Here is a 23140-nt window from a genome sequence, read left to right as displayed (position 1 = left end):
CTGATCTGCAGAGGAAGGGAACCATCCGTGGAGAGCGTGACCGCTGGTCTCGCTCCTCCGTTCGGAGGCAACCTCTGTAACTTACCCTACCACGCTCCCCAGCGCAAGCATCCTGTTCAGGATCCATGCATCGGGGTGCCTGTCCGGCAAGCCCAACCCAGTTCCGGAGCGCACAAGGCTACCTCGAAGATCTGGAGTGGTTTCCGCCCCGGGACCGGCCAGTCACGCTCTCAGCGCTTCCTGTCCGTGTCTCCCTGCCGGGCGAACAACGAGAACATTACGTCAGCCCGCAGGACCCGTCAAAGCCAGGGCGCGTGACGGCCGACACAGAAGCGCTGTTCACCGGGTGTTTTTCCAAGAGGGCATCAGGTCTGCACGCGCCGGAGCCATGTCAGACCGGCTCAGCGGCCCCCGTCCGCGGCTCGTAACCCCGGCGTAGACCAAGAACTCTCCCGATCAGCCATGTCTGCGTAATCTTTGGTTCAGATTTCGCCATCCGCGCTGCGGGCCGGGTTCACGGCCCCACCAACCCCGGACATGCCACGCGACAGCAGGGCGCGAACGCCGGCTCCTAGCCCAGGCGCAGCCCGAGCAGCTCCTCGAGCTCCCCGTGCGTGAGCCCGTACGTCTCGACGACGCGCGCGCCTCCACCACCCGGAACTCCGGGCCCGACGTCGATCACCGCGATGTCGCTGTAGATCCGGGACACGCAGCCCACCCCGGTGAGCGGCAGCGTGCACTCGGGCACCAGCTTGGGCTGACCGTCCTTGGTCAGGAGGGTCATCATGACGACGCTCCGCCGGGCGCCCACCGCGAGGTCCATCGCTCCGCCCACCGCCGGCACCGCCCCCGGCCGGCCCGTGGACCAGTTGGCGAGGTCCCCCGACGTCGACACCTGGAACGCCCCCAGCACGCAGACGTCGATGTGGCCGCCGCGCATCATGGCGAACGAGTCGGCCTGGTGGAAGTACGAGGCGCCGGGCAGCTCGGTCACGGGGACCTTGCCCGCGTTGATGAGCTCGGGGTCCGCGGCGTCCGGCTCCGGCGAGGGGCCCATCCCGAGCAAGCCGTTCTCGGTGTGCAGCGTGATGCCCGAGCCGGTGGGGAGGTGGTCGGCCACGAGCGTCGGCAGGCCGATGCCGAGGTTGACGTAGGAGCCCGGGGCGATGTCGGCGGCCACCCGCGCCGCCAGCTGCGCCTTGGACAGAGGAGCCCCGCTCCGCGAGCCCGGCGGGACCGTCTCGGCACTCATGAGGCCGAACCCCGCGCTCCGGCCTGCGCGCCCGCCAGCGTCGTGACGCTGTCGATCGCCACGACGGCGTCGACGTAGATGCCGGGCGTCACCACGGTCTCGGGATCGATGGCGCCGACCGCCACCACCTCACGCACCTGCGCCACGGTCCGCCGGGCGGCCGTGGCCATGACGGGCCCGAAGTTCCGGGCCGTCCTGCGGTAGACGAGGTTTCCGACGCCGTCGGCCCGGAAGGCCTTGACCAGCGCGACATCGGCCGCGAGCGGCGACTCGAAGACCATCGGGACGCCGTCGACCACGCGCGTTTCCTTGCCCTCGGCGAGGGGCGTGCCGAAGCCGGTGGGGGTGAAGAAGCCACCCAGGCCGGCGCCGGCCGCGCGGATCCGCTCGGCCAGGTTGCCCTGCGGCACCAGCTCCAGCTCGATCTCGCCCGCGCGGTACGCGGCGTCGAAGTGCCACGAGTCCACCTGGCGGGGGAACGAGCACACGATCTTGCGCACCCGGCGCTCCAGGATCAGCCGGGCCAGCGCGTCCTCGCCGTTGCCCGCGTTGTTGGAGACGACGACGAGGTCGGCGGCGCCCTGTTCCAGGAGTGCCTCGATCAGTTCCACCGGCTGCCCCGCCGGCCCGAAGCCGCCGATCATCACGGTCGAGCCGTCGGCGACGTCGCCCACCGCCGCCAGGGCGGTCGGTGCGACCTCGACGGTCATGCGGCGGACCGCGCGTTCTCGAGGACCACGGCCACGCCCTGGCCGACGCCGATGCAGATGGCTGCGACGCCCCAGCGCTGCCCCTCGACGACCAGCCGGCGGGCGAGCGTGCCGAGGATCCGGGTGCCGGAGGCGCCGAGCGGGTGTCCGAGCGCTGTCGCGCCGCCCCAGGCGTTCACGATCTCCGGGTCGACGTCCCACGCGTCGACGCAGACGAGCGACTGCGCGGCGAACGCCTCGTTGAGCTCGACGGCCCCGACGTCGGCCCAGCCGATGCCGCTCTTCGCGAGCGCGCGCTCGGCGGCCGCCACGGGGGCGTAGCCGAAGTACTGCGGCTCGTTCGCGACCGCGGCGCGGCCCGCGATCCGTGCCAGCGGTTCCAGGCCGGTCAGGCCCGCAGCCGCCGCGGAGCCGATCAGGGCGGCGCTGGCGCCGTCCGTCAACGGGGAGGCGTTGCCCGCCGTGATGGTGCCGCCGTCCGGCCGGAAGGAGGGCTTGAGCGCGGCGAGCTTCTCCAGGCTGCCGTCCGAGCGGACGGGCTCGTCGCGGTGCAGGTCCGTCCCGGGCACGGCGGTGACCAGGTCGTCGTAGCGGCCGGCCTCCCAGGCCGCGTGTGCCCGGCGGTGGCTGCGCAGGGCGAACTCGTCCTGGCGCTCCCGCGTGACGCCGTACTTCTCGCGCAGCCGCTCGGTCGCCTCCCCGAGGGAGACCGTCCAGTCCGGCTGCATCCGCGCGTTGACCAGGCGCCAGCCCAGCGTGGTCGACACCAGCTCGGCACCACCCGCGGGGTAGGCCCGCTCCGGCTTGGGCAGCACCCACGGCGCGCGGCTCATGGACTCGACCCCGCCGGCCACGACGACGTCGGCGTCGCCGGTCTCCACGGCACGCGCCGCCTGCACGACCGCGTCGAGCGACGAGCCGCACAGCCGGTTGACCGTCACCCCGGGCACCGACAACGGCAGCCCGGCCAGGAGCACCGCCATCCGCGCCACGTCCCGGTTCTCCTCGCCGGCGCCGTTCGCGTTGCCGAGGATCACGTCGTCGATCCGGGCCGGGTCCAGCCCGGGCGCCCGGCGCACCTGCTCGCCGACGACGAAGGCCGCCAGGTCGTCCGGCCGCACCCCGGCGAGCGCGCCGCCGTAGCGGCCGAACGGCGTGCGCACGGCGTCGTAGACGAATGCCTGTCCCATCGATCCACACCTCTGCCCGTTCGCAGTGCGCACACAAGTTCCGTATGCGTACGCCCACCGTAACAGCCGGGATCAGGCGCGGGTACGGGCCAGATCCGCCTCGATCTCGCCGGCCGCGCGCAGCAGCGCCGGCAGGAACTCGGACACCAGCTCGTCGACCGCCCCGCGGCGCACGGGGGCGGACACGTTCACCGCGCCCACCACGCGGCCGGCCCGGTCGCGCAGGGGCGCGGCGAGCGACCGGAGCCCCTCCTCCAGCTCCTGGTCGACGAGCGCCCAGCCCTGCCCCCGCACCCGGTCCAGCTCCGCGCGCAACAGGTCGCGGTCGACGATCGTGTGCGGGGTGAGCGGCTCCAGGGCGACGGCGCCCAGGAAGTCGTCGCGGTCACCGTGGGGCAGGTGCGCCAGGACCGCACGCCCCATCGAGGTGGCGGACGCCGGGAACCGCGTGCCCACCTGGATCGCCGCCGACATGATCCGGTGCGTGGCGACCCGGGCCACGTAGACGATCTCCGCGCCGTCGAGCACCGCGACCGACGACGACTCCCCGACGTCCTCCGCGAGGCGCTCCAGGTGCGGCTGGGCCACCTCCGGCAGGGTCAGGCTCGACAGGTAGGCGTACCCGAGCTCGAGCACCTGGGGACGCAGGGCGAACACGCGCCCGTCGGTGACGACGTAGCCGAGCTCCACCAGGGTGTGCAGGAAGCGCCGGGCCGACGCCCGGCTGAGCGCCGCCTCGCGGGCCACCTCGCTCAAGGTCATCCGCGCCCGGTCCGGGCCGAACGCGCGGATCACCGCCAGCCCGCGCTCCAGGGACTGCACGAACTCACCCGACCGGGTTCCGGCGTCCTGCGCGGTCTCGCTCATCTCGGGTTCCTCCATGCCGTCGGCGCGTCCGTCTCGCATCCTGGCCGAGCATCCGGTCGCCCGCACCAGGTCGCCCGCCTGCGTCCTGGGAGCCGCGCCTTTGGCAGCACGCCCGCCCGGGCCTTCCCTGGTCCGACGACGGAACGCACCGTTGAGCTCCGACGCCCGCGACCCTGGTCGTTCTCCGAACGGGTGTGCCGCAGGTGAACGTAGCGACCGGCCGGAGGCCGGGTCAATGGTTCGGCAGCCCCGGTCGCAACCGTGACCGGATCGCGACGTGGACAACGAGAAGAGCCCCTCACCGGCTGGTGCCGGTGAGGGGCTCTGTCACTGTGCGCCCGAAGGGATTCGAACCCCCAACCTTCTGATCCGTAGTCAGATGCTCTATCCGTTGAGCTACGGGCGCTGGTCGTACTACCTGCTGTCTGTCCGCCGTTCACACGGCCGACCGACGAGAACATTACAGCCTGTTCGGCGCGGGCCCAAACTCAAATCCGCGCTTCCCGAGGAGAACTCCGTCACAACCGCCCGGAAGTCCGGCGTCTCCCACAGAAAAGGCCCCGGGCGTCACGCGCGGCCGGGACCTTCCTGGCGGAGACGGAGGGATTTGAACCCTCGAACGGGTTGCCCCGTTACCACCTTAGCAGGGTGGCGCACTAGACCTGACTATGCGACGTCTCCTCGCGACAGGCTCTACCCAGGCAGGGCGATGCCGCGCGGCCCAGGCTACCTGCCGCACGGCACGCTGAGCAAAGCGGGACGGTCCGCAGCACGCAGGACCGCGCGGCATCCGCGAGATCCTGCCGATTTTCCGTCCGAACCCCGGTGGACCAGGACACGCGCAGGACGCCCCCGCACCCGCCCCGGGGCGGCGGCCGGCAGCGTATTTCATACAGCGTCAATAACGGGTACATTCGCGGTCATGGACTACGACGTCTTGGTGATCGGCTCGGGTTTCGGCGGCAGCGTTGCTGCCCTCCGCCTCACGGAGAAGGGCTACAGGGTGGGTGTGCTCGAGGCGGGCCGCCGGTTCGAGGACGACGAGTTCGCCAAGAACTCCTGGCACCTCAAGCAGTTCCTGTGGGCGCCCGCCCTGGGGTGCTACGGCATCCAGCGGGTGCGCCTGCTGCGCAACGTGCTGTGCCTGACGGGTGCGGGCGTGGGCGGCGGGTCGCTGGTGTACGCCAACACCCTCTACCGCCCGCTGGACCCGTTCTACGCCGACCCCGCCTGGTCCCACATCGCCGACTGGAAGTCCGAGCTCGCGCCGTACTACGACCAGGCGGAGCGCATGCTCGGCGTCGTCCGGTACCACGGCCGCTCCCCCGCGGACGACGTCATCCGGGGCGTCGCGGACGACATGGGCGTGGGCGAGACGTTCCGGCCCACCCGGGTGGGCGTGTACTTCGGGCCGGGCGGCGCGGAGGCGCCGTCGCCCGGCCAGCGGGCCGACGACCCGTTCTTCGGCGGGGCGGGACCGGAGCGGACAGGCTGCATCGAGTGCGGCGAGTGCATGACCGGCTGCCGGCACGGCGCCAAGAACACCCTGGTCAAGAACTACCTCTACCTCGCGGAACGCGCGGGCGCCGTGGTGCACCCGCTGACCACCGCCGACGTCGTCCGGCCGCGGGCCGAGGCGGAGGGTGGCGGCTACGAGATCCGCACGCACCGGACCGGCCGGAGGTGGGCCGAGCGGCGCGCGTTCACGGCGAAGCAGGTCGTGTTCGCCGCCGGCACGCTCGGCACGCAGCGTCTGCTGCACGCCATGAAGGACGCCGGCACGCTGCCGAGCCTGTCGAACCGGCTCGGGCACCTCACCCGCACCAACTCCGAGGCACTGCTCGGCGCGATGACGCACAAGGTCGGCTCGACGGACTACTCGCGCGGCCTCGCGATCACCTCGTCGTTCTACCCGAACGAGAGCACCCACATCGAACCCGTGCGCTACGGCCACGGCTCCAACGTCATGGCGGCGCTGCAGCACATCCTGGTCGACGGCGGACCGCACCGGTTCTTCCGCTGGTTCGGCGAGATGGGCAAGAACCTCAAGTGGCTGCCGGTGCTGATGGACTGGCGCCGCTGGTCCGAGCGGACGGTCATCGCCCTGGTCATGCAGGCCCACGACAACTCGCTGACCACGCTGACCCGACGGTCGCCGTTCGGCCGGTACATGACCTCCCGGCAGGGCACCGGCGCGCCCAACCCGAGCTGGATCCCGGAGGGCCACGAGGCGGTGCGGCGCATGGCGGACACGATGGGCGACGACGGCGTCGAGGGCATCGCGGGCGGCACGATCGGCGACCCGTTCAACATCCCGCTGACGGCGCACATCCTGGGCGGGTGCGCCATCGGCTCCGACGCCGCGGACGGCGTCGTCGACCCGTACCTGCGGATGTTCGGGCACGAGGGCCTGCACGTCATGGACGGCTCGGCCGTGACCGCGAACCTCGGGGTGAACCCGTCGCTCACCATCACGGCGCAGGCCGAGCGGGCGTGCGCGCTGTGGCCCAACGCCGGCGACCAGGACGGGCGGCCCGCCCTGGGGTCGGCCTACCGGCCCGTCGAGCCCGTGCGTCCGGCGGCCCCGGTGGTGCCCGAGGCCGCTCCCGCGGCGCTGCGCCTGCCCATCGTGGGCATCAGCTAGCGACCGAACGGCAGAGCGCCTGTCCGGTCCGGCCCGACGAGTGTCAGGCGGGACGGGACAGGCGCTCTGTCGTGCGGTGCGGGAGCGGAGGGCGAGGGATTCGAACCCCCGGTGCGTTGCCGCACAACGGTTTTCAAGACCGTCACATTAGGCCGCTCTGTCAGCCCTCCTCACGCCGTTCACCCCTGCGGGCAGGGCCGGCGCGGCCCCACAGTCTATCGTCCGGCAGGACGGCGACGGCGGGCCGCCCCCAGGGTGGCCCGCCGTCCGCGAAGTGCTGGAGAGCGACTCAGCCCTGCGCCTGCGCGCCGGACCGGAGCTGGCGCATCGCGAGCTGGACCAGCGCGATCAGCGTCTGCTTGGTCGCCGCACGCGAACGCGCGTCCGTGTAGAGCATCGGCACGTGCGAGGGGATCTGCAGCGCCTCGCGCACGTCCTCGAGCCGGTGCTTGGCCACGCCGTCGAAGCAGTTCACGCCCACGACGAACGGGATGTTGCGCGACTCGAAGTAGTCGATGGCCGGGAAGCACTGCTCCAGACGGTCCGTGTCGACCAGGACGACGGCACCGATCGCACCGCGCACCAGGTCGTCCCACATGAAGAGGAAGCGGTCCTGGCCCGGGGTACCGAACAGGTACAGCCACAGGTTGCCCGGCAGCTCCACGCGGCCGAAGTCCATGGCCACCGTGGTGGTGGTCTTGCGGTCGGTCACGCCACCGGCGTCATCCACGCCGACCGAGTGCTCCGTCATGGCAGCCTCGGTGTTCAGCGGCTCCACGTCGGAGATCGAGCCGATGAACGTGGTCTTGCCCACCGCGAAGCCACCGGCGACGACGATCTTGACGACGGTCGGCGCGGTGCGCTCGGCCGCGGGCTGCGCACCCGGCGCGGCCTGCGCGCCGGCGTTGGCCGCCGGCGCCTGCTGCATCACCGGCGGCGCGGGCTGAGCCTGCGCCGGACGGGACGCCTGAGCGGTGGGCGCCGCGGCGCCACCGCCGCCACCCAGCACACTCTGGCGCGCGGGCGCGTTCGAGGAAGCGGTCGCAGTGCCGGCGTTACCCGACACCGGGGCCCAGTTGGGACCGCTACGGGCCCCGCCGTCAGAGGGCGGAAATGCCATTAAGAACACTCTCCAAGACGCTCAGCGACAGGCCCGAGTTCGAGCTGCCGTGGCCTGTGTGGACGTTAACCGGTGTCGAGGTGTGCACGGTGACGTGCCCTTCCTCCTGCATGTCCGCCACAAGGATCCGGACGACACCCAGGGGCAGCCGCAGAAGGGCCGAGAGCTCGGCGATCGACACGTACGTGTGCGCGGCGTGCTGGAGGATCGCGCGCTTCTCGGGAGGCAGTCCGAAACTGCTGACTGCCCCGGGAAGAACCTCCACGAGGGCCTCGAGCGGCAGGTCGGACAGTTCCGACCGCACCCGGCCTCCGGTGACCGCATAGGGGCGCACGGTGGACGTCTCACGGACGTCCCCCTGCCCCTGGGAACCGAAAGGTGCGTACGTCATGGTCGAGTCCTCATCCCACGCTGGCGGCTCGGGTCTGCCCATCGACCGGGAGGCTGCCGCGCATCTCCGAGATGAGCTGCGGCGTGAGGGTGGCCTCGGTGCGCGACACCAGGAGAGCCATCTCGTAGCCGATGAGGCCGATGTCGCACGTGGCCTCCGCGACGACGCCGAGCACGGACCCGTTCGAGACGTTCATCAGGAAGAGGAAGCCGTTGTCCATCTCGATGATCGCCTGACGGACGTTACCGCCGTTGAGCTGCCGAGAAGCTCCACGCGTGAGGCTTGACATACCGGAGACGATCGCCGCGAGCTGGTCGCCGCTGGTGCGGTCGAGCTGGTCGGACATCGCCATGAGCAGGCCGTCTGCCGACACGACGAGCGTGTGCCGACTGCCGGGAACGGTACGCACGAAGTTGTCGAGCAGCCAACCGAAATTGGTTGCTTCGGTGCTGAGGGTCACTCTGTTCCTCCTAGTCAGAATCCACAGACGCGCTTGTCACCGCGACTGCGGCGCTGAGTCAGGGACATGATTCACGGTCGAGGGTGCCCACGTCGAGTCCCCACCGCCGTTCTTGCCGTTCTCGTGCTCCGACTTGCCCTCGTCCACGGACTCCGACCGGCCACGCGCGGTGGCCGACTGGAACGCCGAGAGACGTGAGCGAAGCTGCTCGGGATCACGGTCGATGCGAGCCGAGAGCCGCTCGACAGCTGGGTCCGCACCGGTGCCGGAGGCACCGCGGGTACGGCGGGTCAGCCCACCACTGGCAACCTCGGTATTGACGGCTGCCGGACGGTACGAGTCGTTCTCTTTCACATCATCTTCCTGATAAGCCCCTCGACGGAGAAGGCTCGTCATCTCCTCGTAGAGCACTGCCGAGGCGGTCCATTCCGACCGTGCCTCCACCGAGTCACGCACGTACTCGGGGTCTAGGGGGTCCTTCCCGTCGCCGTCGGTCCCGGCGGCTCGCTTGGCGAGCGGGGCCGACGAACCGTACGACGGGTCGTACACGGCGCCCGTCGGGTACGGCTCGCTGAACTCGCGGGCGGGAGGCTCGAAGGCCTGCTGCTCGAAGGCCTGCTGCACGTCCGCCACGGGCACGGCCTGGGTGGCCGGTGCCGACGCGAACGAGGTGGGCACGCGCTCGGGGGCCGGCGCCGCCGGGGCGGGAGCCGCCGGGGCCGGGGCCAGCGGGGCGGCGGCCGCACGGGGCGCCGCGTCCACGAACGGGTTGGTGCCGGGGGCGGGGGCCGGAGCCTGCGCCTGTGCGGCGGGCAGGGGGACGGTCCCGCCGGCGGGCGGGGTCGGCAGCGCCGGCAGCGCCGACGTCAGCGACTCCTGGACCGCCTTCTGGTAGCCCTCCTGGTAACCCCGCTGGTACGTCGGGTCCGCGACGGGAGCCTCCGGTGCCTGCACCGGGAAGGCCCCGGTCAGCGGAACGGGGCTGCCCTGAGGCGGACCGCTCGGTGCCTGGAAGTTCTGCGCCGGGAGGTTCTGGGTCGGGAAGTTCTGCGTGGCGAAGCCCGACGTCTGGATGCCCTGCGTCGGGAAGCCCTGCGTCTCGACGTTCGGGGCGGGCACGACCGGGGCGCCGAAGGTCGGCGGACCGGCCACGGGGCTCGCGACGGTCTGGATCGGACGCGACGCCGGACGCTGCTCCTGGGGCTGGTAGGCCCGCAGCTCGCCGGTGGCGGGCTGGCCCGGGCGGCGGCCGAACAGGCCCCGCTTCTGGGCCGGCTTGCCCTGCTGGGCACCCGACGCCGTCGAACGACGGCTCGGGAGGTCCGCCATGAGCTCCTCGAACGCGGGCAGCGCCTCGAACGACGAGTCGGGACCCTCCGGGGACTCCGCCCCGAAGCCCTGGGACTGCGGCTCGTCGCCCTGGAACCCGCCGAACCGCTCGGGCTGCGCGCCGAAGCTCTGCGCCGGAGCCGGAGCCGCAGGAGGCCTGCCACCGCCCGCCGCCGGGAACCGCATCACATCGGTGTCGGACATGCCGGGCAGTGCCGCCGGGTCCTGCGTGATCGGGTCGAGCTGCAGCGACTGCGTGCTGCCCTCGACGGGGTCGATCGTGTTCAGCGAGCGGAAGCTCGAGAAGAGCGCGCTGCGCTGGTCCACGTCGACCGCGGCCGGCGTGGTGTCCTCGAAGACCGGGGCCACCGGCTCGACCGGCTGCGGTGCGCGCTGACGGCTCGGGAGCGAGCTGCCCTCGGACACGTTCGACGGCGGGGCCCAGGCGTTGTCGTCGGCCTGGTATTCCTGCGGGAGCGACGGGGTCTGGATCTCCGGCAGCACGATCGAGCCGGTCGGCGTCGTCTCCGCGACCGGCTGGGCCGCCGTCGAGCTACGACGCCGGGCGAGGCCGAGCGCCGTCGTGCCGTCGGTGAGGGCGTTGAGGTCGACCGGCTGCGCGACCGGGGCCGGCTGGGCCGCGAACGCGGCCGCCGCGATCTGCGACGTACCGGTCGGGACCGGCATGCCGCCCTGCTGCGGCACCGACGTGGTGGCCGGGGACGCCGCGGTCACGGCCGGCGAGCCGAAGCCGCTGGTGGGTGCACCAGCGCTCCGCATCGCGCCGGTGCCCGGACCGGTGGCCACGCCGCCGTTGAACTGCGAGGCGGCCGCCTGCGTGTTGGCCTCCAGCGGGTCGGTCGGCATCGGCAGCGGCATCGCGTTGTCCGGCATGAACAGCACCGCCGGGAAGCGGACCGTCACCTCGGTACCCGTGCCACCCTCGCCCGGGCCGAACGCCACCTGGGCGCCGAGGCGGTCCGAGAGGCGGCCGACCACGTAGAGGCCGAGGCGCTGGGCGCCGACGGCGTCCGACGCGGCGTGGCTGGCGACCTTGCGGTTCGCCTCCGCGACCTCCTGGGGGTTCATCCCGAGGCCGTGGTCGCGGACCACGACGGTGACGAACTGCTCGTCACGGGCGGTGGTCACCTCGACCGGCGTGTGCGGCTCGGAGAACATCGTCGCGTTCTCCAGGAGCTCGGCCAGCAGGTGCGCCGCGTTCAGCGCGTTGTGGCCCAGCATCATCGGGTCGACGACGAGGTTCAGGCGGACCCGGTCGTACAGCTCGATCTCGGACGACGCGGTACGGATGACGTCGGAGACCGGCATCGGCTGGCGCACGCGACGACCGGAGTCGATGCCCGCGAGGACGAGCAGGGACTCCGCGTTGCGGCGCATACGGGTCGCGAGGTGGTCGAGGCGGAACAGGTTCGACAGCGTCGAGGGGTCTTCCTCGGACCGCTCGAGGTCGTCGAGGAACGCGAGCTGCCGGTTCAGGAGCACCTGGTCACGGCGGGCCACGTTGACGAACATCTCGGCGATCGACCCACGCAGGGCGGCCTGTTCGCGGGCGACGTCGATGGTCGTCCTGTTGACGTCGTTGAACGCCGCGGCGAGCTGGCCGATCTCGTCCGAGGACTCGACGGTGATCGGGTCGAGGTCGATGCTCGGGCCCTGGCCCGGCACGGACACCTGCTCCACCAGCGTGGGGAGGCGGTCACGGACCACACCGGCCGCCTGGGTCAGGCGGCGCAGCGGGGAGACCAGGCGACGGGCGATGACCAGCGCCATGATGACCGAGAAGCCGAGGGCCGCGATCGCGACGCCACCGGTGAGGTACGCGCGGTTCGCGGCGACGTCGGCGCGCTCCTGGGCGAAGCCCGCGGTGTCCTCGCGGACGGCGTCACGGACGATGCGGCTCTCCTCGACCCACTTCGCGGACTCACCCTGGAACGCGTCGGCCTGGGCCGGCTGGATGGACGTGAGGTCACCGCGTGCGACGTAGCCGCGCACGGTGCCGTAGACGCCGTCCATGCCCGGCACCTGGTACTCGCCGGGGATGCGGTCGAAGAGGTCCTGCGTGCTGTCCCACTCGCGGTCACCCAGGTTCACCAGGTCGGCGGCGCGGAGGGCCAGGGACTGGGCGGCGGCCTCGTGCTGCGGGTGGTTCGCCACGACGCCGAGCGTCAGGCCGACGATCGGGCGCTCGTAGGTGTTGGTCAGCATGAGCTGGTCGATCGAGTAGTACGCCTCGAGGCGGGTACCCAGGTCGCGGTCCTCGGAGGTGTCCGCGATGGCGTCCATCACCTCGAGGGCGCCGTCGATGTACGTCCCGTAGGCGTCGGTCGCGACCTGCTCGGTGAGCCGGCCCTCGGCGACCTTCTTCTGCACGTCGGTGATGGCCGCGCGGTCCTCGATGGTCTGCGTGACGGCGTCCTTGACGCGCTGGTCCAGCATCGAGATGTCGATGTCCAGCAGCTCGTCGTCACGGGCGTCGAGGGCCGTGATCGTCTGCGCCTGGGCGGCCGGGGCGGACCACTTCGGGTTGCCGTCCTTGTCCATGACCTGCTTGCCGTCTTCCCCGATCTCCGGGGTTCCGCGCAGCAGGGCGACGCGGGCCTGGTCACCCGTCGCGCTGCTGTCGATCATCGCGACGATGTTGTACGCCCGCTCCTGCGCGAACGCCGTGCCTGCCTGGTCCTGGTACTCGAGCGCTGCGACGAGATCAGCGGTCTGCTGCGCGCGCATCGCGTCGGCCACGGAGAGGCCGATGATGTACGCCGCAGCGATGACCAGGACGACGGCAGGCGTGACCAGTGTCGCAAGAACTTTCCCGCGCACTCCCAACCTGCGGAACATGCGTACCTCTCTCCATCACTGATCCGGAAGGGGTGGCGTGCGTGGTGCCCGCCGAACACCCCTCGGTGCTGCGTACAAGTTACCGGCACCCGGTTTCCGCTGGCGACCTTCGTGAGGCCACACGGAAGTAGGCTTCATCGATGTGCGAGCCGTCACGATATCCGGACCGGGGCCATCAGGGAAACTCTCCATTTCATCCCTGAACCACCCGAATGCTGGCCAAAGCGACGTGGTGATCACCGTCGCCGCCGCCGGAGTGAACCGTGCTGACCTGCTACAACGGGCCGGATACTACCCCCCTCCGGCGAATGCCCCGGACTGGCCGGGTCTTGAGATATCCGGAACTGTGAAGCGTGTCGGACACGGCGTGTCGCGCTGGCGCGCCGGGGATCGGGTCGTCGCACTGCTGGAGGGCGGCGGCTACGCGGAGGAGGTCGCGGTCCGCGAGACCCAGGTGCTCCCGGTACCCGACGGTATGGACCTGGTCGACGCCGCGGCCCTGCCCGAGGCCGCGTGCACGGTCTGGAACAACCTCGTCGACGTCGGCGGGCTGCGCCCCGGCGAGTGGGTGCTGGTCCACGGCGGGTCCGGCGGCATCGGCAGCATCGCGATCCAGGTCGCCAAGGCGCTCGGCGCCCACGTCGCCACGACGGCGGGCGGCCCGGAGCGCGCGGCGCGGTGCGCCGAGCTCGGCGCGGACGTCGTCGTCGACCACCGGCAGGAGGACTTCGTCGAGGCGGTCCGCGCCGCCACGGACGGCCGTGGGGCCGACGTCGTGCTCGACCTGCTCGGCGGGGGCGCCCTGGGCGACAACGTCCGCGTCCTGGCCCGCGGCGGCCGCCTCGTGGTCATCGGGATGCAGCAGGGGCGACGCGGCGAGCTCGACCTCAGCGCGCTCCTCGCCCGGCGCGGCACCATCTCCGGGACGCTGCTCCGGTCCCGACCGCCGGAGGAGAAGGCGCGCATCGTCGCGGATACCGAACAACACCTCTGGCCACTGTTCGCCGCAGGCATCGTTCGGCCGGTGATTCACGCCCGTATCCCGTTCGCCGAAGCGCAGTCGGCACACGATCTGCTGGAGTCGGGAGAGGCCTTCGGCAAAGTGCTCCTGGTCCCCTGATCAACGCGTGCCTATATATAGGCATGGCCGACAATTTCGTTCCCCACCCGGGAATGCAATGCAGACGACCGGTGATTCGGGCAAGACTGGACCCATGAACGACGAGCGAGCCACCCCCCAGTCCGCCGAGCGACCCGACGACCGCCGTGACCAGACGCATGCCGCGCACCCCCAGGTGGTGACGCCCGACGGCGCGGCCGTGCCGCCGGAGCGCGAGCCCGAGAGCGCCGGCGACGAGCGCGAGGTCGACGAGGCCGAGGCCGTCGTGGGTCAGGTCGAGGAGCCGGCCAAGGTCATGCGCATCGGCGGCATGATCAAGCGGCTGCTCGACGAGGTGCGGGACGCCCCGCTCGACGAGGCCGCCCGGACCCGTCTGGCCGAGATCCACGAGCGCTCGATCCACGAGCTCGAGGACGGGCTCTCCCCCGACCTGGTCGACGAGCTGCACCGCATCACGCTGCCGTTCTCGGACGACTCCGCGCCGTCCGACGCGGAGCTGCGTGTGGCGCAGGCGCAGCTCGTGGGCTGGCTCGAGGGCCTGTTCCACGGCATCCAGACCGCGCTCGTCGCGCAGCAGATGGCGGCGCAGGCGCAGCTCTCGCAGATGCGACGCGCGCTGCCGCCCGGGACCGGCGCCTTCGGGCCCGCCGGGCCCGGCGGGCCCGGCGGGCCCACCCTGCCCGGGGCCTCCGACGACGAGTCGGGCGAGCGCCGGACCCCCGGCCAGTACCTCTGACCTCCGCCGTCGCCTCCGGGGTGCGACCCCCGGAGGCACCGCGGCGGGTAAAGGCCGGGACGCCTACAGGTCGGCCGGGTCCACCAGGAAGCCGTCCTCGTCGGCGACCTCGCCGCCGGCGGCGTCGTGGATCGCGCCCGCGAGCCGGGCCACCAGCTCCGCGGCGCGCTTACGCGCGATCCGCAGCTCCATGTTGGGGAACTCCCGCTGCGACTCCACGAGGTCCTGCGGCTCCCAGTGCACCCAGTAGCAGACCGCGCCCTGCTCGGCCCACGGCAGGCCGCGCAGCAGGCGCGGCAGCTTCTCCTCGCCGCTGATCTCGACCGAGACGATGCCGTCGACGCCGAGCTCCACCACCAGGCCGTACCCGTCCAGCACGCGCGGGCCGGTGAGCGCCTTGATGTCGTACTCGTCGGCGGCCGCGTGCAGCTTCTTGCGCAGCTCGGGGTCCATGGTCTCGCCGCGGTAGAGCGGCTTGTCCGCGATGCCGTCCGGCGGCCCGCCCCACTCCTTGCCGTCCATGTGCAGCCGGGCGCGCGGGTGCACCTTCTGCAGGATGGCGTGCGCGGCCTGCGGGTCGAGCCAGACGTCGGAATAGACGGTCATGTCGATCGCGGCCCCGGCATCGGGGGTCAGCACGACGCCGGCGCCCGGACGCGTCGTCGGACCGTCCGGGGCGGTGTCCCAGAGGCCACCCACGTCCAGGCGGAGGGAGCCGCCGAGGCGGCGCGCTACCGCGACCAGCCACTCGATCAGCCGGCGCTCCTCGCGCTCGGGCATGGCGGCTGCGAACGCACGCCCGACGCCGTCGCGGTCGCCCGCGGGGAACGGCGGCTCGCCGCGCTCCCGGTGGCAGACGATGTCGAAGGCCATCTCGGCACCCGGCGGCACGCCGAGGTCGAAGCCGTCGCCCACGGGCTGGTACGGACCGTTCATCACCGCATGCCGCGAGACCCGCAGCACGCCCGGCTCCCGGCCCTGCGCGCGGCGGCCCTGCGGGGCGCCGGCCACGTTGCCCGGGAGGATCCCGGCCGGGACCACGTCCCAGCGGGTGGCGGAGAACCGGGAGAGCGCGAGGACCTCGATCTCGTCCAGCTCCACGTCACCGGGCACGGTCAGCACGTGCCGGGCCTGGTGCGCCTGCGCAACCGTGCGCGGCAGGAGAGGAAGCTGGGGAGCGGCCATCGGGGTCCCTTCTCGGTCCGGGTGCCCGGTCCGCGCCGGGCACCCGGAGCCTACCTCCCGGCGAACGCCCGTCGGGGCGCCGGGACGGCCCGGGAGCAAGCCCCGTTCACACCGTCGTGCGGTGGAAGTTCTTCGAGGAGCGGGACGCCGTCGGGCCGCGCTGGCCCTGGTAGCGGGACCCGTACAGGTCCGACCCGTACGGGTGCTCGGAGGCCGACGAGAGCCGGAAGAAGCAGAGCTGGCCGATCTTCATGCCCGGCCACAGCTTGATCGGCAGCGTCGCGACGTTGCTGAGCTCCAGCGTGACGTGCCCGCTGAAACCGGGGTCGATGAAGCCGGCCGTCGAGTGCGTCAGCAGGCCGAGCCGGCCGAGGGAGGACTTGCCCTCCAGACGGGCCGCGACGTCGTCGGGCAGCGTGACCGCCTCGAAGGTGCTGCCGAGCACGAACTCCCCCGGGTGCAGCACGAAAGCCTCACCGTTGTCGGCCTCCACGAGCCGGGTCAGCTCGGGCTGGTCCGTCGACGGGTCGATGAAGGGGTACTTGTGGTTGTCGAACAGCCGGAAGAACTTGTCGAGGCGCACGTCGATGCTCGACGGCTGCAGCATCGACGCGTCGTACGGGTCGAGGACGACACGGTCGGCCTCGAGCTCGGCACGGATATCGCGGTCGGAGAGGAGCACCCGGATACGGTACTGGGCGGCGCGCGGCGGCGCCGCCCCGTCCGGGGGCGGCGCCGTCTGCACCGGGGGGGCGGGCCCGCCGTGTCAGCGGGCGGCTGTCACCACTGCAGCGGACGGTGCTTCGCGTCCACCGACCAGTAGCCCTTGCGCATCACGAGGAAGAGGATGCCCTCGATCGCGCCCCAGATCGCCGGCACGAACCACGCCTGCCCCAGGGAGACCGCCGTGATGAGGAGCATGATCCAGCCCAGGCCCTTGTAGCCCAGGTAGAACCGGTGCGCCCCGACGACGCCGAGCAGGATCCCGAGCAGGCCCGCGGTGATGCGCGACTTGCGGCCCGGCACGTGCTCCGGCGGCGGGGTGGGGCGGTCGTAGTCGTACTGCTGCTGGTAGTTCGCGGGGGTGGCCTTGGCCGCCGACCCGGACTTCGGCTTCTGCAGCGCGCGCGTCTCCTGCGGGGGCGGCGGGGGCTGCGGCGGCCGCGGAGGCAGGGGCTTGGTCTCCTGGTAGATCGGCTCGGTCGGCTTCTCGCTGGGGTGCTCGCTCACTGCTGCTCCGGCTGCTCGGCGACACTCGCACGGATCTGGTTCGGGCATCCGGGCGAGTTTGGGTATGATCGGGTCGCGCGCCAGGTTCACGGGCGCTGTTGCGGAACCCTAGCGGGATTCCGGAACGGCAGAAAACCGGTCAGAACCGGACGTTGCGGGTGTAGTTCAATGGTAGAACTTCAGCTTCCCAAGCTGATAGCGCGGGTTCGATTCCCGTCACCCGCTCCAGCACGAAGCCCCGGGTCAGGAACGTCCGACCTGGGGCTTCGTCGTTCCCGGCGAGGTGTCCGACGCCGCGTGCGGGCCCCGTCGGGCCCTGATCCTCGTCAGCGGCAGTCGATGGTGTGGTCGGCCGGCACGGCGGGGTCGGCCGGCCGACCGCGCACCGTCAGGGTCCCGCCGTCGGGCCCCAGGGCCAGGTCGTAGGTGCCGGTATACACCGGGCGGTAGCCGTCGTCGGCGGTCCAGCCCCCCGTACGCTGCCCGACGCCGAGTCCCCGCACCGTGTAGACGTCCCCGCTCCCGGCCATCAGGAAGGACGTCTCCCGCGTCACGACACGGCAGCCGGTGGAGGCCTCGGCCGGGAGCACCCGGTACTCCGCGCCGAAGGCCAGGTCACCCACCATCGCAAGGCCGACGCTCGCGACCGCCAGCCCCGTCGCGGCGGCACGGACCCAGCGCGGAACCGTCCGGCGCGCTCCCGGCGCGTCGGCACCAGCCACTCGGGCGGGGCGCGGGTACCAGACCAGCAGGAGCGCAACGGCGAGCAGCACGAGGCCGAGGCCCCAGCCGGGCACCACGTGCTCCTCGACGACCAGCACCCACCCGAGCCACGGCACCACCGCCGCGAGCGCCACGCCGCCGATCCCGAGGATCCTCATCAGAGCCGCGCGAACCGGGCGCGGGCGAAGGAGTAGAGGCCGAACGCCGCGATCCCCAGCCCGACGACGAGGAGCAGCACCGTGCCGTACGGCTGGTCACGCATCGTGTGCAGCGCCTCGTCGAGACCGCCGGCCTGCTCGGGGTTCGTGGTCACCGCGGCGGCGACCACGAGGCCACCGACGACGCCGAGCGCGATCCCCTTGGCCACATAGCCCGACTGTCCGAGCCGCACCACCACCGGCCGGACGGCGCTGCCGCCCGTGCCCGCGAGGTCCTCCAGAAACTTCTTCCGGACGCCCTTGACCACGTGGTAGACGCCGACGCCGACGATCACCAGGCCGGCGGCCCCCACCAGCCAGGCGCCCCCGGGCATCGCGAGGACGCGCGCCGTCAGGCTCTCCTCGCCGCCACTGCCGCTACCGCCGCCGGATCCCTGCGCGTACCGGACGCCGGTGACCGCGAGCGCCCCGTAGAGCACGGCCTTGGCCACGCTCTTGGCGCGCGCGGCCAGCTGGTTCTCCGCGTTCGGCACGCCGACGACGGCGGTGGCGAGCTGCCAGAGCGCGAGCGCGGTGAAGCCCACGGCGACCAGCCAGAGGAGCACGTCCCCGCCCGGCATCCGGGCCACCGCGCGGAAGGCGCCGGACTGGTCCGCCTGTCCCTCGGACTGCCCGAGCGCGAGCTGGACGGCGAGCCAGCCGACCAGCAGGTGCAGCACACCGGAGGCGACGTAGCCACCCCGGGCCAGGCCGCGGACGGCACGGCTGTTGCGAACCCGCCGGACGGCGTCCGCTCCAGGCGGAGTGGAGTTCTGGGACATGTGCGCACCTCCGTCGGGCCGCGGGGATCGCGGCGCCTACAGATTCGCGCATTTCGCCGTAATTCGCACGGCGGTCACGACTCCTCGGCAGCCTCGTCGGGCAACGTGGTCAGGACCGTCAGCGGCACGTGCGTCTCCCCCGCCCTCGGTTCGAGGCCGACCAGCACGAGCGCGTCCCGCCCGTCGGCGCTGATCCAGCCCTCCGCCCAGGCGCCGTCCGCGGCCGGCAGGTCCGCGAGCGCCGTCCAGCCCCGTTCGCCCGCGAGCTCGCTCCCGTAGGCCTCCCGTACCGAGGCCACGTCGGCGTCGACCTCGAGGACGAGGGGCAGGTTGCGCAGGTGCTCCTCGTCGACCTCCTGGGCGAGCACGTCGTGGACGGGTCCCGAGGCGCGCAGGTCGCGCGAGGCGACGTCGTCCCCGAAGGCGTACTCGTCCGGGGCCGTCACGCCCGGCGGCATGTCGGGCAGTGCGCCCGCCGGGGACGGCGCCGAGCAGGCGGTCAGGAGGCCCACGGTCAGGACCGCGGCCGCGAGGGGCGCTGTGCCGCGGACATCGGGGCGCGCGCCGCGAGGGAGGACGGGGCGGAACAACCGAGACGTCATCGGCGCAGTCTGCCGGGCGGGGATGAACACGAGGTGACACGGGAACGCCGCGGGCCGGACCCACCGTCCGGCCCGCGGCGTTCGTTCATGGGGGGAGCCGCTCTCATCCCCGGACGGGCGCCGTCACGTGCAGCGACACCGGGAGGCCCTCCCCTGCGGCGGGAACCCAGCCGCTCCAGCACCGCCACACGGCGCGCCCGCGCGCCTGGCCGTCGTGATGCCCCCGTCGCTCGGTGAGGTGGAGCATCCTGGCGAGCCGTGCGGCGTCGGGCTCGCGCGCAGCGACCACGTCTACGGTCACCATGCCCACGACGTCGTCCTCGAGGTCGAGGTGGTCCACGCCGGCCCGCACGTCCAGCGTGTGGATGTCGAAGATGTGGGCGATGAGCGCGGTCACCTCCACGAGCTCGGCCAGGTGCGCCCCCGGCGTCGGGCAGCCTTCCGGGCCGAGGCCCGCGGTGCACGACCCTGCTGTCATGTGGGCCACGCCCGGACCTCGCGGATGCTGCCCCGCAGGTCTCCGTAGACGTACAGGTCCATGTCGTTCCAGCACCCGGTCCACATCGTGAAGCCCGGCCTGGTCGCCGGATAGTCCGTCGCCACGGTGATCCCGAGCTGCGCCGCGATCGCCGCGCCCTCCGAACGCCGCGTCGGATGCACCACCAGATGATCGCGGAACACCTCGACCCACTTGACCCGCGCATCCCCGATCTCTGCCAGCAGCAGCGTCGCACCCGTCGCAGAATCCGCCAGGTTGCCCGCAATCATTGCCATTTCTCCCACCTCTCTGCACCTACCTCTAGGCGCATAGACAGCCTGTTGCGGGTTAACTGGGGGTTGCAACCGCTACGCGGAAAAGTTGCGTATACGCACTGGCTGCGGGTTAGGTGGGTTCCGTGTCTAGAGAGGGACGTGTGACTGCCGCAAGCATCGCCAAGGATCTTCGTGCCGCGATCCGCTCCGGGACCTACAAACCGGGCGATCGTCTTCCGAGCGAAGCAGCGCTCATGTCGAACTACGGCGTGGCCCGGATGACCGCGCGCCACGGCCTGTCGATGCTGAAGGACGAAGGCCTGACGGTGACCCGGCACGGCTCCGGCGTGTTCGTGCGCGCCTTCGAGCCGATCGTCCGCGACAGCACGGGCGGCAAGCCCGGCGAGTCCACGGTGACGGCCGAGATCGACGAGACGGGTGCGGGCCTCACGGTCCGCACGCTCGCCGTCACGGCGGAGGCCGAGCCCTCGGAGAAGATCCGCGCCACCCTCGGCCTCGCCGAGGGCGACAAGGTGACCGTCCGCGAGCGCCTGCACCTGCGGGAGCGCAAGCCCGTCCTGTTCGCGACGTCCTACCTGCCCGCGTCGATCGCGGCGGGGACGCCGATCGCGGACCAGGAGGTCGGGCCGGGCGGCACGCACGCGCGTCTGACCGAGGCGGGGCACGCGCCCGTGCGGTTCCGCGAGGACGTGGTGGGCCGCATGCCGACGATCGAGGAGATCGAGGAGCTGCGCATCGAGCCCGGCACACCGGTGCTCGCGGTCACGCGCACCGCCTTCACCAAGGACGGGTCGGCCGTCGAGGTGAGCCACGTGGTGCTGGACGCGGGCGAGTTCATGCTCCGCTACGACATCGACTGAGCCGAAGGTGCAGCGCAGGGTGGGCGCCGAGGAACGAGGCACCCGCCCGAAGCGGAACCGCAGGCTCAGGCGACCGGCAAGCAGAGCCTGAGCCCGCCTCACACGAGCCGGAGCCTGCGCTCGGCCACACCGATCCGGACCTCCTGGCCCCAGGAGACCTCGAGCCGGTCGGCCTCCATGCCGTCGCCGAACACGACGAGCCGGTCGGACTGGACGGTCACCACGAGCTCACCGCCGCCCCCGAGCACGCCCTCCGTCATCGTGACGCCGGTGACCGGCGACGGCCATGCCTCCCGGACGAACCAGGCCAGCGCCGGATCCGTGGGACCGGGCAGCCGGCGGCCGCCCCGGTCGTGCGCGATCGAGGCGCACCACCCGGTGGCGCCGGTGCCGGTGCTGACGATCAGGCCCGACGACGACTGCCGCTCCGTCCCGCCGTCGACCCCCAACAGGTAGCGCGCCGACTGGTGGCTCGGGTGGCCCAGGAACAGCTCGTTGACGGCATGGAGCTCCTGGCCGTCGTCGAGCCGCGCGTGCACCATGGTGAGCTCGTCGTGGAGCAGTGCCGCGAACGACGTCTCGTTCGCGGCGCCCCGGGGTGCCGCCAGGCCCGCGATGATCTCCGCGACGTCGCCCACGTCGTGCCGCACGAGCACCCCGAGGTTCGTGCCCGGTTCGGGGTCGACGCCGATCACGAGCTGCCGGTCCAGGTACTTGGCCACGTTCGCGACCAGCCCGTCCTGCCCCACCACGAGGACGACGTCCTCGGGCGCGAACAGGAACCGGTCCAGGTCGGCGCGCTCGACCTCCGCGAGCGCCCAGTCGGACGGCACGCTCGCCGCGACCACCGTGCGGGCGGTCGCGGCGGCGTCGTGCCGGGCCTCGACGTCGGCGAGCGTCCGGCCCCGGGTGCGGAGGAAGAACTCCGCCTGACCACGCGTCGCGTGCCGGTCGAGCAGCTCGTCCAGCTCCGTCCGCCGGTGCACGAGGACGGCGCGGGTGCGGAGGGCCATGTCAGCGCTCCGCGGCCGGCGCGCCGTTCGCCGCGGCGGCGCCCGACGTCGGCTCGCCCGCCCGGGCCGTCAGCGCACCCAGGAGGCCGCTCACCAGGTCGGGCGTGACGGTCAGCGAGCCCACGTTCGGCAGGTGCGGCGCGGCGTCGCGCAGGGCGAGCGCCATGAGCACGTCGCGTCCGACGTTCGCGTAGACCGCCATGAGCGCGGCCTCCTTGGCCGCCTCGGCCTCGCCGAGGCGGCGCAGCGAGGCCGCCTGGGCGGTCGCCGCGATCTCGCGGCGCTCGGCATCGGACTTGGCGGACACGAGGGCGGCTGCCGCGGCCTCTTCCGCCTCGCGACGCTTGTTCGCACCCTCCTGGGCCACGAGCTGCTCGCGACGGGAGGCGAGCTCGATCTGGCTCGCGAGCTCGTTCTCCGCGATCTTGCGTTCCCGCTCGACGGCGACGGCGCGGCGCTCGTAGGTCGCGCGGTCGGCCTCGGCCTGGAGCCGCTCGCGCACGGGCGTGCGCAGCGCCTTCTCGACGTCGCCCTCGGGCCGGACGGCAAGCACCCGGACGCCCAGGATCTCGATGCCGGTCGCGGCCAGGCGCGCGTCCTCGCCGAGCGCGCCGAGCGCCGTCCGCACGCGGCCGACGCCGGACTCCAGCGCCTCCGCGAGGTCCAGCGTGGCGATGAGGTCGACCGTGAGGCTCTGCGCGAGCTGGCCCACGATGGCCCCCACCTGCTGGCGGCCGCTCGCCTCCTGCCCCTTGCCGACGACGGGGAAGATCCCGAAGTCGAGGCGCTGGGACGCGAGCACCGGGTCGGCGAACCGGTAGGTCACGTTCGACTGCACGCTGACGTCCTGCTGGTCGCGCGTCACCGCGTGGAACAGGACGGGCAGCTCCTGGTCGGTCGCGGGCACCTCGCTGAGCACGGACGTGTCGGGCCGGAACCAGAACGCCTGGCCCACACCCTCGTGCCGCACGGTGCCGTTGTTGAGGTGCACCACATAGTCGCTCGCAGAGCCCAGGAACTGGCGGAACCCGGGGTAGCGCTTGATCGTCGCCATCGTCGGCCTCTCTCTCGTTGTTGTCGTCAGATTGACGATATC

Annotated in this window: 22 protein-coding genes and 4 tRNA genes; 5 read left to right on the top strand and 21 right to left on the bottom strand. The window is 72.3% G+C overall.

Annotated features, from left to right (window positions below):
* Positions 1 to 571: 571 nt before the first annotated feature.
* The 6 genes from ACZ7LE_RS28475 to ACZ7LE_RS28450 all read right to left on the bottom strand — a co-directional run bounded on the left by ACZ7LE_RS28475 (position 572) and on the right by ACZ7LE_RS28450 (position 4700).
* On the bottom strand, positions 572 to 1252 hold the full coding sequence (locus ACZ7LE_RS28475; protein WP_470406560.1) for a 3-oxoacid CoA-transferase subunit B: 681 nt from the start codon (positions 1250 to 1252) through the stop codon (positions 572 to 574).
* A complete protein-coding gene (locus ACZ7LE_RS28470; protein WP_470406559.1) occupies positions 1249 to 1962 on the bottom strand; it encodes a 3-oxoacid CoA-transferase subunit A in 714 nt (237 codons plus the stop codon). Before ACZ7LE_RS28470 ends, ACZ7LE_RS28475 begins: the two co-directional genes overlap by 4 nt.
* Positions 1959 to 3152 carry a thiolase family protein gene (locus tag ACZ7LE_RS28465; RefSeq protein ID WP_470406558.1) on the bottom strand — a complete coding sequence of 398 codons (1194 nt, stop codon included), beginning with the start codon at positions 3150 to 3152 and terminating at the stop codon, positions 1959 to 1961. Before ACZ7LE_RS28465 ends, ACZ7LE_RS28470 begins: the two co-directional genes overlap by 4 nt.
* 72 nt (positions 3153 to 3224) lie before the next feature.
* Positions 3225 to 4019 carry an IclR family transcriptional regulator domain-containing protein gene (locus tag ACZ7LE_RS28460; RefSeq protein WP_470406557.1) on the bottom strand — a complete coding sequence of 265 codons (795 nt, stop codon included), beginning with the start codon at positions 4017 to 4019 and terminating at the stop codon, positions 3225 to 3227.
* Between the two features lie 333 nt (positions 4020 to 4352).
* Positions 4353 to 4425: transfer RNA gene (locus ACZ7LE_RS28455), tRNA-Arg, on the bottom strand.
* A 183-nt stretch (positions 4426 to 4608) separates the two neighbouring features.
* Positions 4609 to 4700: transfer RNA gene (locus ACZ7LE_RS28450), tRNA-Ser, on the bottom strand.
* 241 nt (positions 4701 to 4941) lie between these two features.
* On the opposite strand from ACZ7LE_RS28450, the gene ACZ7LE_RS28445 reads away from it, so the two are divergent.
* Entirely contained in the window at positions 4942 to 6663 is a 1722-nt protein-coding gene (locus tag ACZ7LE_RS28445) for a GMC oxidoreductase (RefSeq protein WP_470406556.1), read from the top strand.
* Positions 6664 to 6748: 85 nt separating this feature from the next.
* On the opposite strand, the gene ACZ7LE_RS28440 is transcribed toward ACZ7LE_RS28445, so the two are convergent.
* The 5 genes from ACZ7LE_RS28440 to ACZ7LE_RS28420 all read right to left on the bottom strand — a co-directional run bounded on the left by ACZ7LE_RS28440 (position 6749) and on the right by ACZ7LE_RS28420 (position 12822).
* Positions 6749 to 6833, bottom strand: a tRNA-Ser gene (locus tag ACZ7LE_RS28440).
* A gap of 119 nt (positions 6834 to 6952) precedes the next feature.
* On the bottom strand, positions 6953 to 7672 hold the full coding sequence (locus ACZ7LE_RS28435; protein WP_377228209.1) for a GTP-binding protein: 720 nt from the start codon (positions 7670 to 7672) through the stop codon (positions 6953 to 6955).
* 91 nt (positions 7673 to 7763) lie between these two features.
* Complete coding sequence (locus tag ACZ7LE_RS28430) at positions 7764 to 8174, bottom strand: DUF742 domain-containing protein (RefSeq protein WP_020017526.1); 411 nt, start codon at positions 8172 to 8174, stop codon at positions 7764 to 7766.
* Between the two features lie 10 nt (positions 8175 to 8184).
* The gene (locus ACZ7LE_RS28425) at positions 8185 to 8634 is read right to left on the bottom strand and encodes a roadblock/LC7 domain-containing protein (protein ID WP_020017525.1); all 450 of its coding nucleotides are present in this window, start codon (positions 8632 to 8634) and stop codon (positions 8185 to 8187) included.
* 36 nt (positions 8635 to 8670) lie between these two features.
* Entirely contained in the window at positions 8671 to 12822 is a 4152-nt protein-coding gene (locus ACZ7LE_RS28420) for a HAMP domain-containing sensor histidine kinase (protein ID WP_470406555.1), read from the bottom strand.
* A 142-nt stretch (positions 12823 to 12964) separates the two neighbouring features.
* On the opposite strand from ACZ7LE_RS28420, the gene ACZ7LE_RS28415 reads away from it, so the two are divergent.
* The gene (locus tag ACZ7LE_RS28415) at positions 12965 to 13942 is read left to right on the top strand and encodes an NAD(P)H-quinone oxidoreductase (protein ID WP_470406554.1); all 978 of its coding nucleotides are present in this window, start codon (positions 12965 to 12967) and stop codon (positions 13940 to 13942) included.
* 94 nt (positions 13943 to 14036) lie between these two features.
* Positions 14037 to 14678: a bacterial proteasome activator family protein gene (locus ACZ7LE_RS28410; protein WP_470406553.1), complete on the top strand. Its 642-nt coding sequence runs from the start codon at positions 14037 to 14039 to the stop codon at positions 14676 to 14678.
* A gap of 63 nt (positions 14679 to 14741) precedes the next feature.
* Here the strand turns inward: ACZ7LE_RS28410 and ACZ7LE_RS28405 are convergent, their stop codons facing one another.
* The 3 genes from ACZ7LE_RS28405 to ACZ7LE_RS28395 all read right to left on the bottom strand — a co-directional run bounded on the left by ACZ7LE_RS28405 (position 14742) and on the right by ACZ7LE_RS28395 (position 17093).
* Positions 14742 to 15863: a hypothetical protein gene (locus ACZ7LE_RS28405; protein ID WP_470406552.1), complete on the bottom strand. Its 1122-nt coding sequence runs from the start codon at positions 15861 to 15863 to the stop codon at positions 14742 to 14744.
* Between the two features lie 106 nt (positions 15864 to 15969).
* Complete coding sequence (gene dcd / locus ACZ7LE_RS28400; RefSeq protein ID WP_470406551.1) at positions 15970 to 16545, bottom strand: dCTP deaminase; 576 nt, start codon at positions 16543 to 16545, stop codon at positions 15970 to 15972.
* 98 nt (positions 16546 to 16643) lie between these two features.
* The gene (locus ACZ7LE_RS28395; protein WP_470406550.1) at positions 16644 to 17093 is read right to left on the bottom strand and encodes a TM2 domain-containing protein; all 450 of its coding nucleotides are present in this window, start codon (positions 17091 to 17093) and stop codon (positions 16644 to 16646) included.
* 154 nt (positions 17094 to 17247) lie between these two features.
* Here ACZ7LE_RS28395 and ACZ7LE_RS28390 point away from each other — a divergent pair.
* Positions 17248 to 17321: transfer RNA gene (locus ACZ7LE_RS28390), tRNA-Gly, on the top strand.
* 98 nt (positions 17322 to 17419) lie between these two features.
* Here ACZ7LE_RS28390 and ACZ7LE_RS28385 read toward each other — a convergent pair.
* From ACZ7LE_RS28385 to ACZ7LE_RS28365, 5 genes are all read right to left on the bottom strand, one after another.
* Complete coding sequence (locus tag ACZ7LE_RS28385) at positions 17420 to 17974, bottom strand: hypothetical protein (protein ID WP_470406549.1); 555 nt, start codon at positions 17972 to 17974, stop codon at positions 17420 to 17422.
* On the bottom strand, positions 17974 to 18795 hold the full coding sequence (locus tag ACZ7LE_RS28380) for a DUF1206 domain-containing protein (RefSeq protein WP_470406548.1): 822 nt from the start codon (positions 18793 to 18795) through the stop codon (positions 17974 to 17976). The genes ACZ7LE_RS28385 and ACZ7LE_RS28380 overlap by 1 nt, the downstream gene beginning before the upstream one ends.
* A 74-nt stretch (positions 18796 to 18869) precedes the next feature.
* On the bottom strand, positions 18870 to 19397 hold the full coding sequence (locus ACZ7LE_RS28375) for a hypothetical protein (RefSeq protein WP_470406547.1): 528 nt from the start codon (positions 19395 to 19397) through the stop codon (positions 18870 to 18872).
* Between the two features lie 103 nt (positions 19398 to 19500).
* Complete coding sequence (locus ACZ7LE_RS28370; protein ID WP_470406546.1) at positions 19501 to 19875, bottom strand: hypothetical protein; 375 nt, start codon at positions 19873 to 19875, stop codon at positions 19501 to 19503.
* The gene (locus ACZ7LE_RS28365) at positions 19872 to 20171 is read right to left on the bottom strand and encodes a hypothetical protein (protein ID WP_470406545.1); all 300 of its coding nucleotides are present in this window, start codon (positions 20169 to 20171) and stop codon (positions 19872 to 19874) included. Before ACZ7LE_RS28365 ends, ACZ7LE_RS28370 begins: the two co-directional genes overlap by 4 nt.
* Positions 20172 to 20284: 113 nt before the next feature.
* On the opposite strand from ACZ7LE_RS28365, the gene ACZ7LE_RS28360 reads away from it, so the two are divergent.
* Positions 20285 to 21031: a GntR family transcriptional regulator gene (locus ACZ7LE_RS28360; RefSeq protein ID WP_377228197.1), complete on the top strand. Its 747-nt coding sequence runs from the start codon at positions 20285 to 20287 to the stop codon at positions 21029 to 21031.
* Between the two features lie 98 nt (positions 21032 to 21129).
* Here ACZ7LE_RS28360 and ACZ7LE_RS28355 read toward each other — a convergent pair whose 3' ends face one another.
* A complete protein-coding gene (locus ACZ7LE_RS28355; protein WP_470406544.1) occupies positions 21130 to 22044 on the bottom strand; it encodes a diacylglycerol kinase catalytic domain-containing protein in 915 nt (304 codons plus the stop codon).
* Position 22045: 1 nt separating this feature from the next.
* A complete protein-coding gene (locus ACZ7LE_RS28350) occupies positions 22046 to 23098 on the bottom strand; it encodes an SPFH domain-containing protein (protein WP_470406543.1) in 1053 nt (350 codons plus the stop codon).
* Between the last annotated feature and the right edge of the window lie 42 nt (positions 23099 to 23140).

Source organism: Promicromonospora sp. NPDC110617 (genome assembly GCF_055598465.1).
Note: the sequence above shows the minus strand (reverse complement) of the source record. Positions and strands in the feature narration are given on the sequence as shown.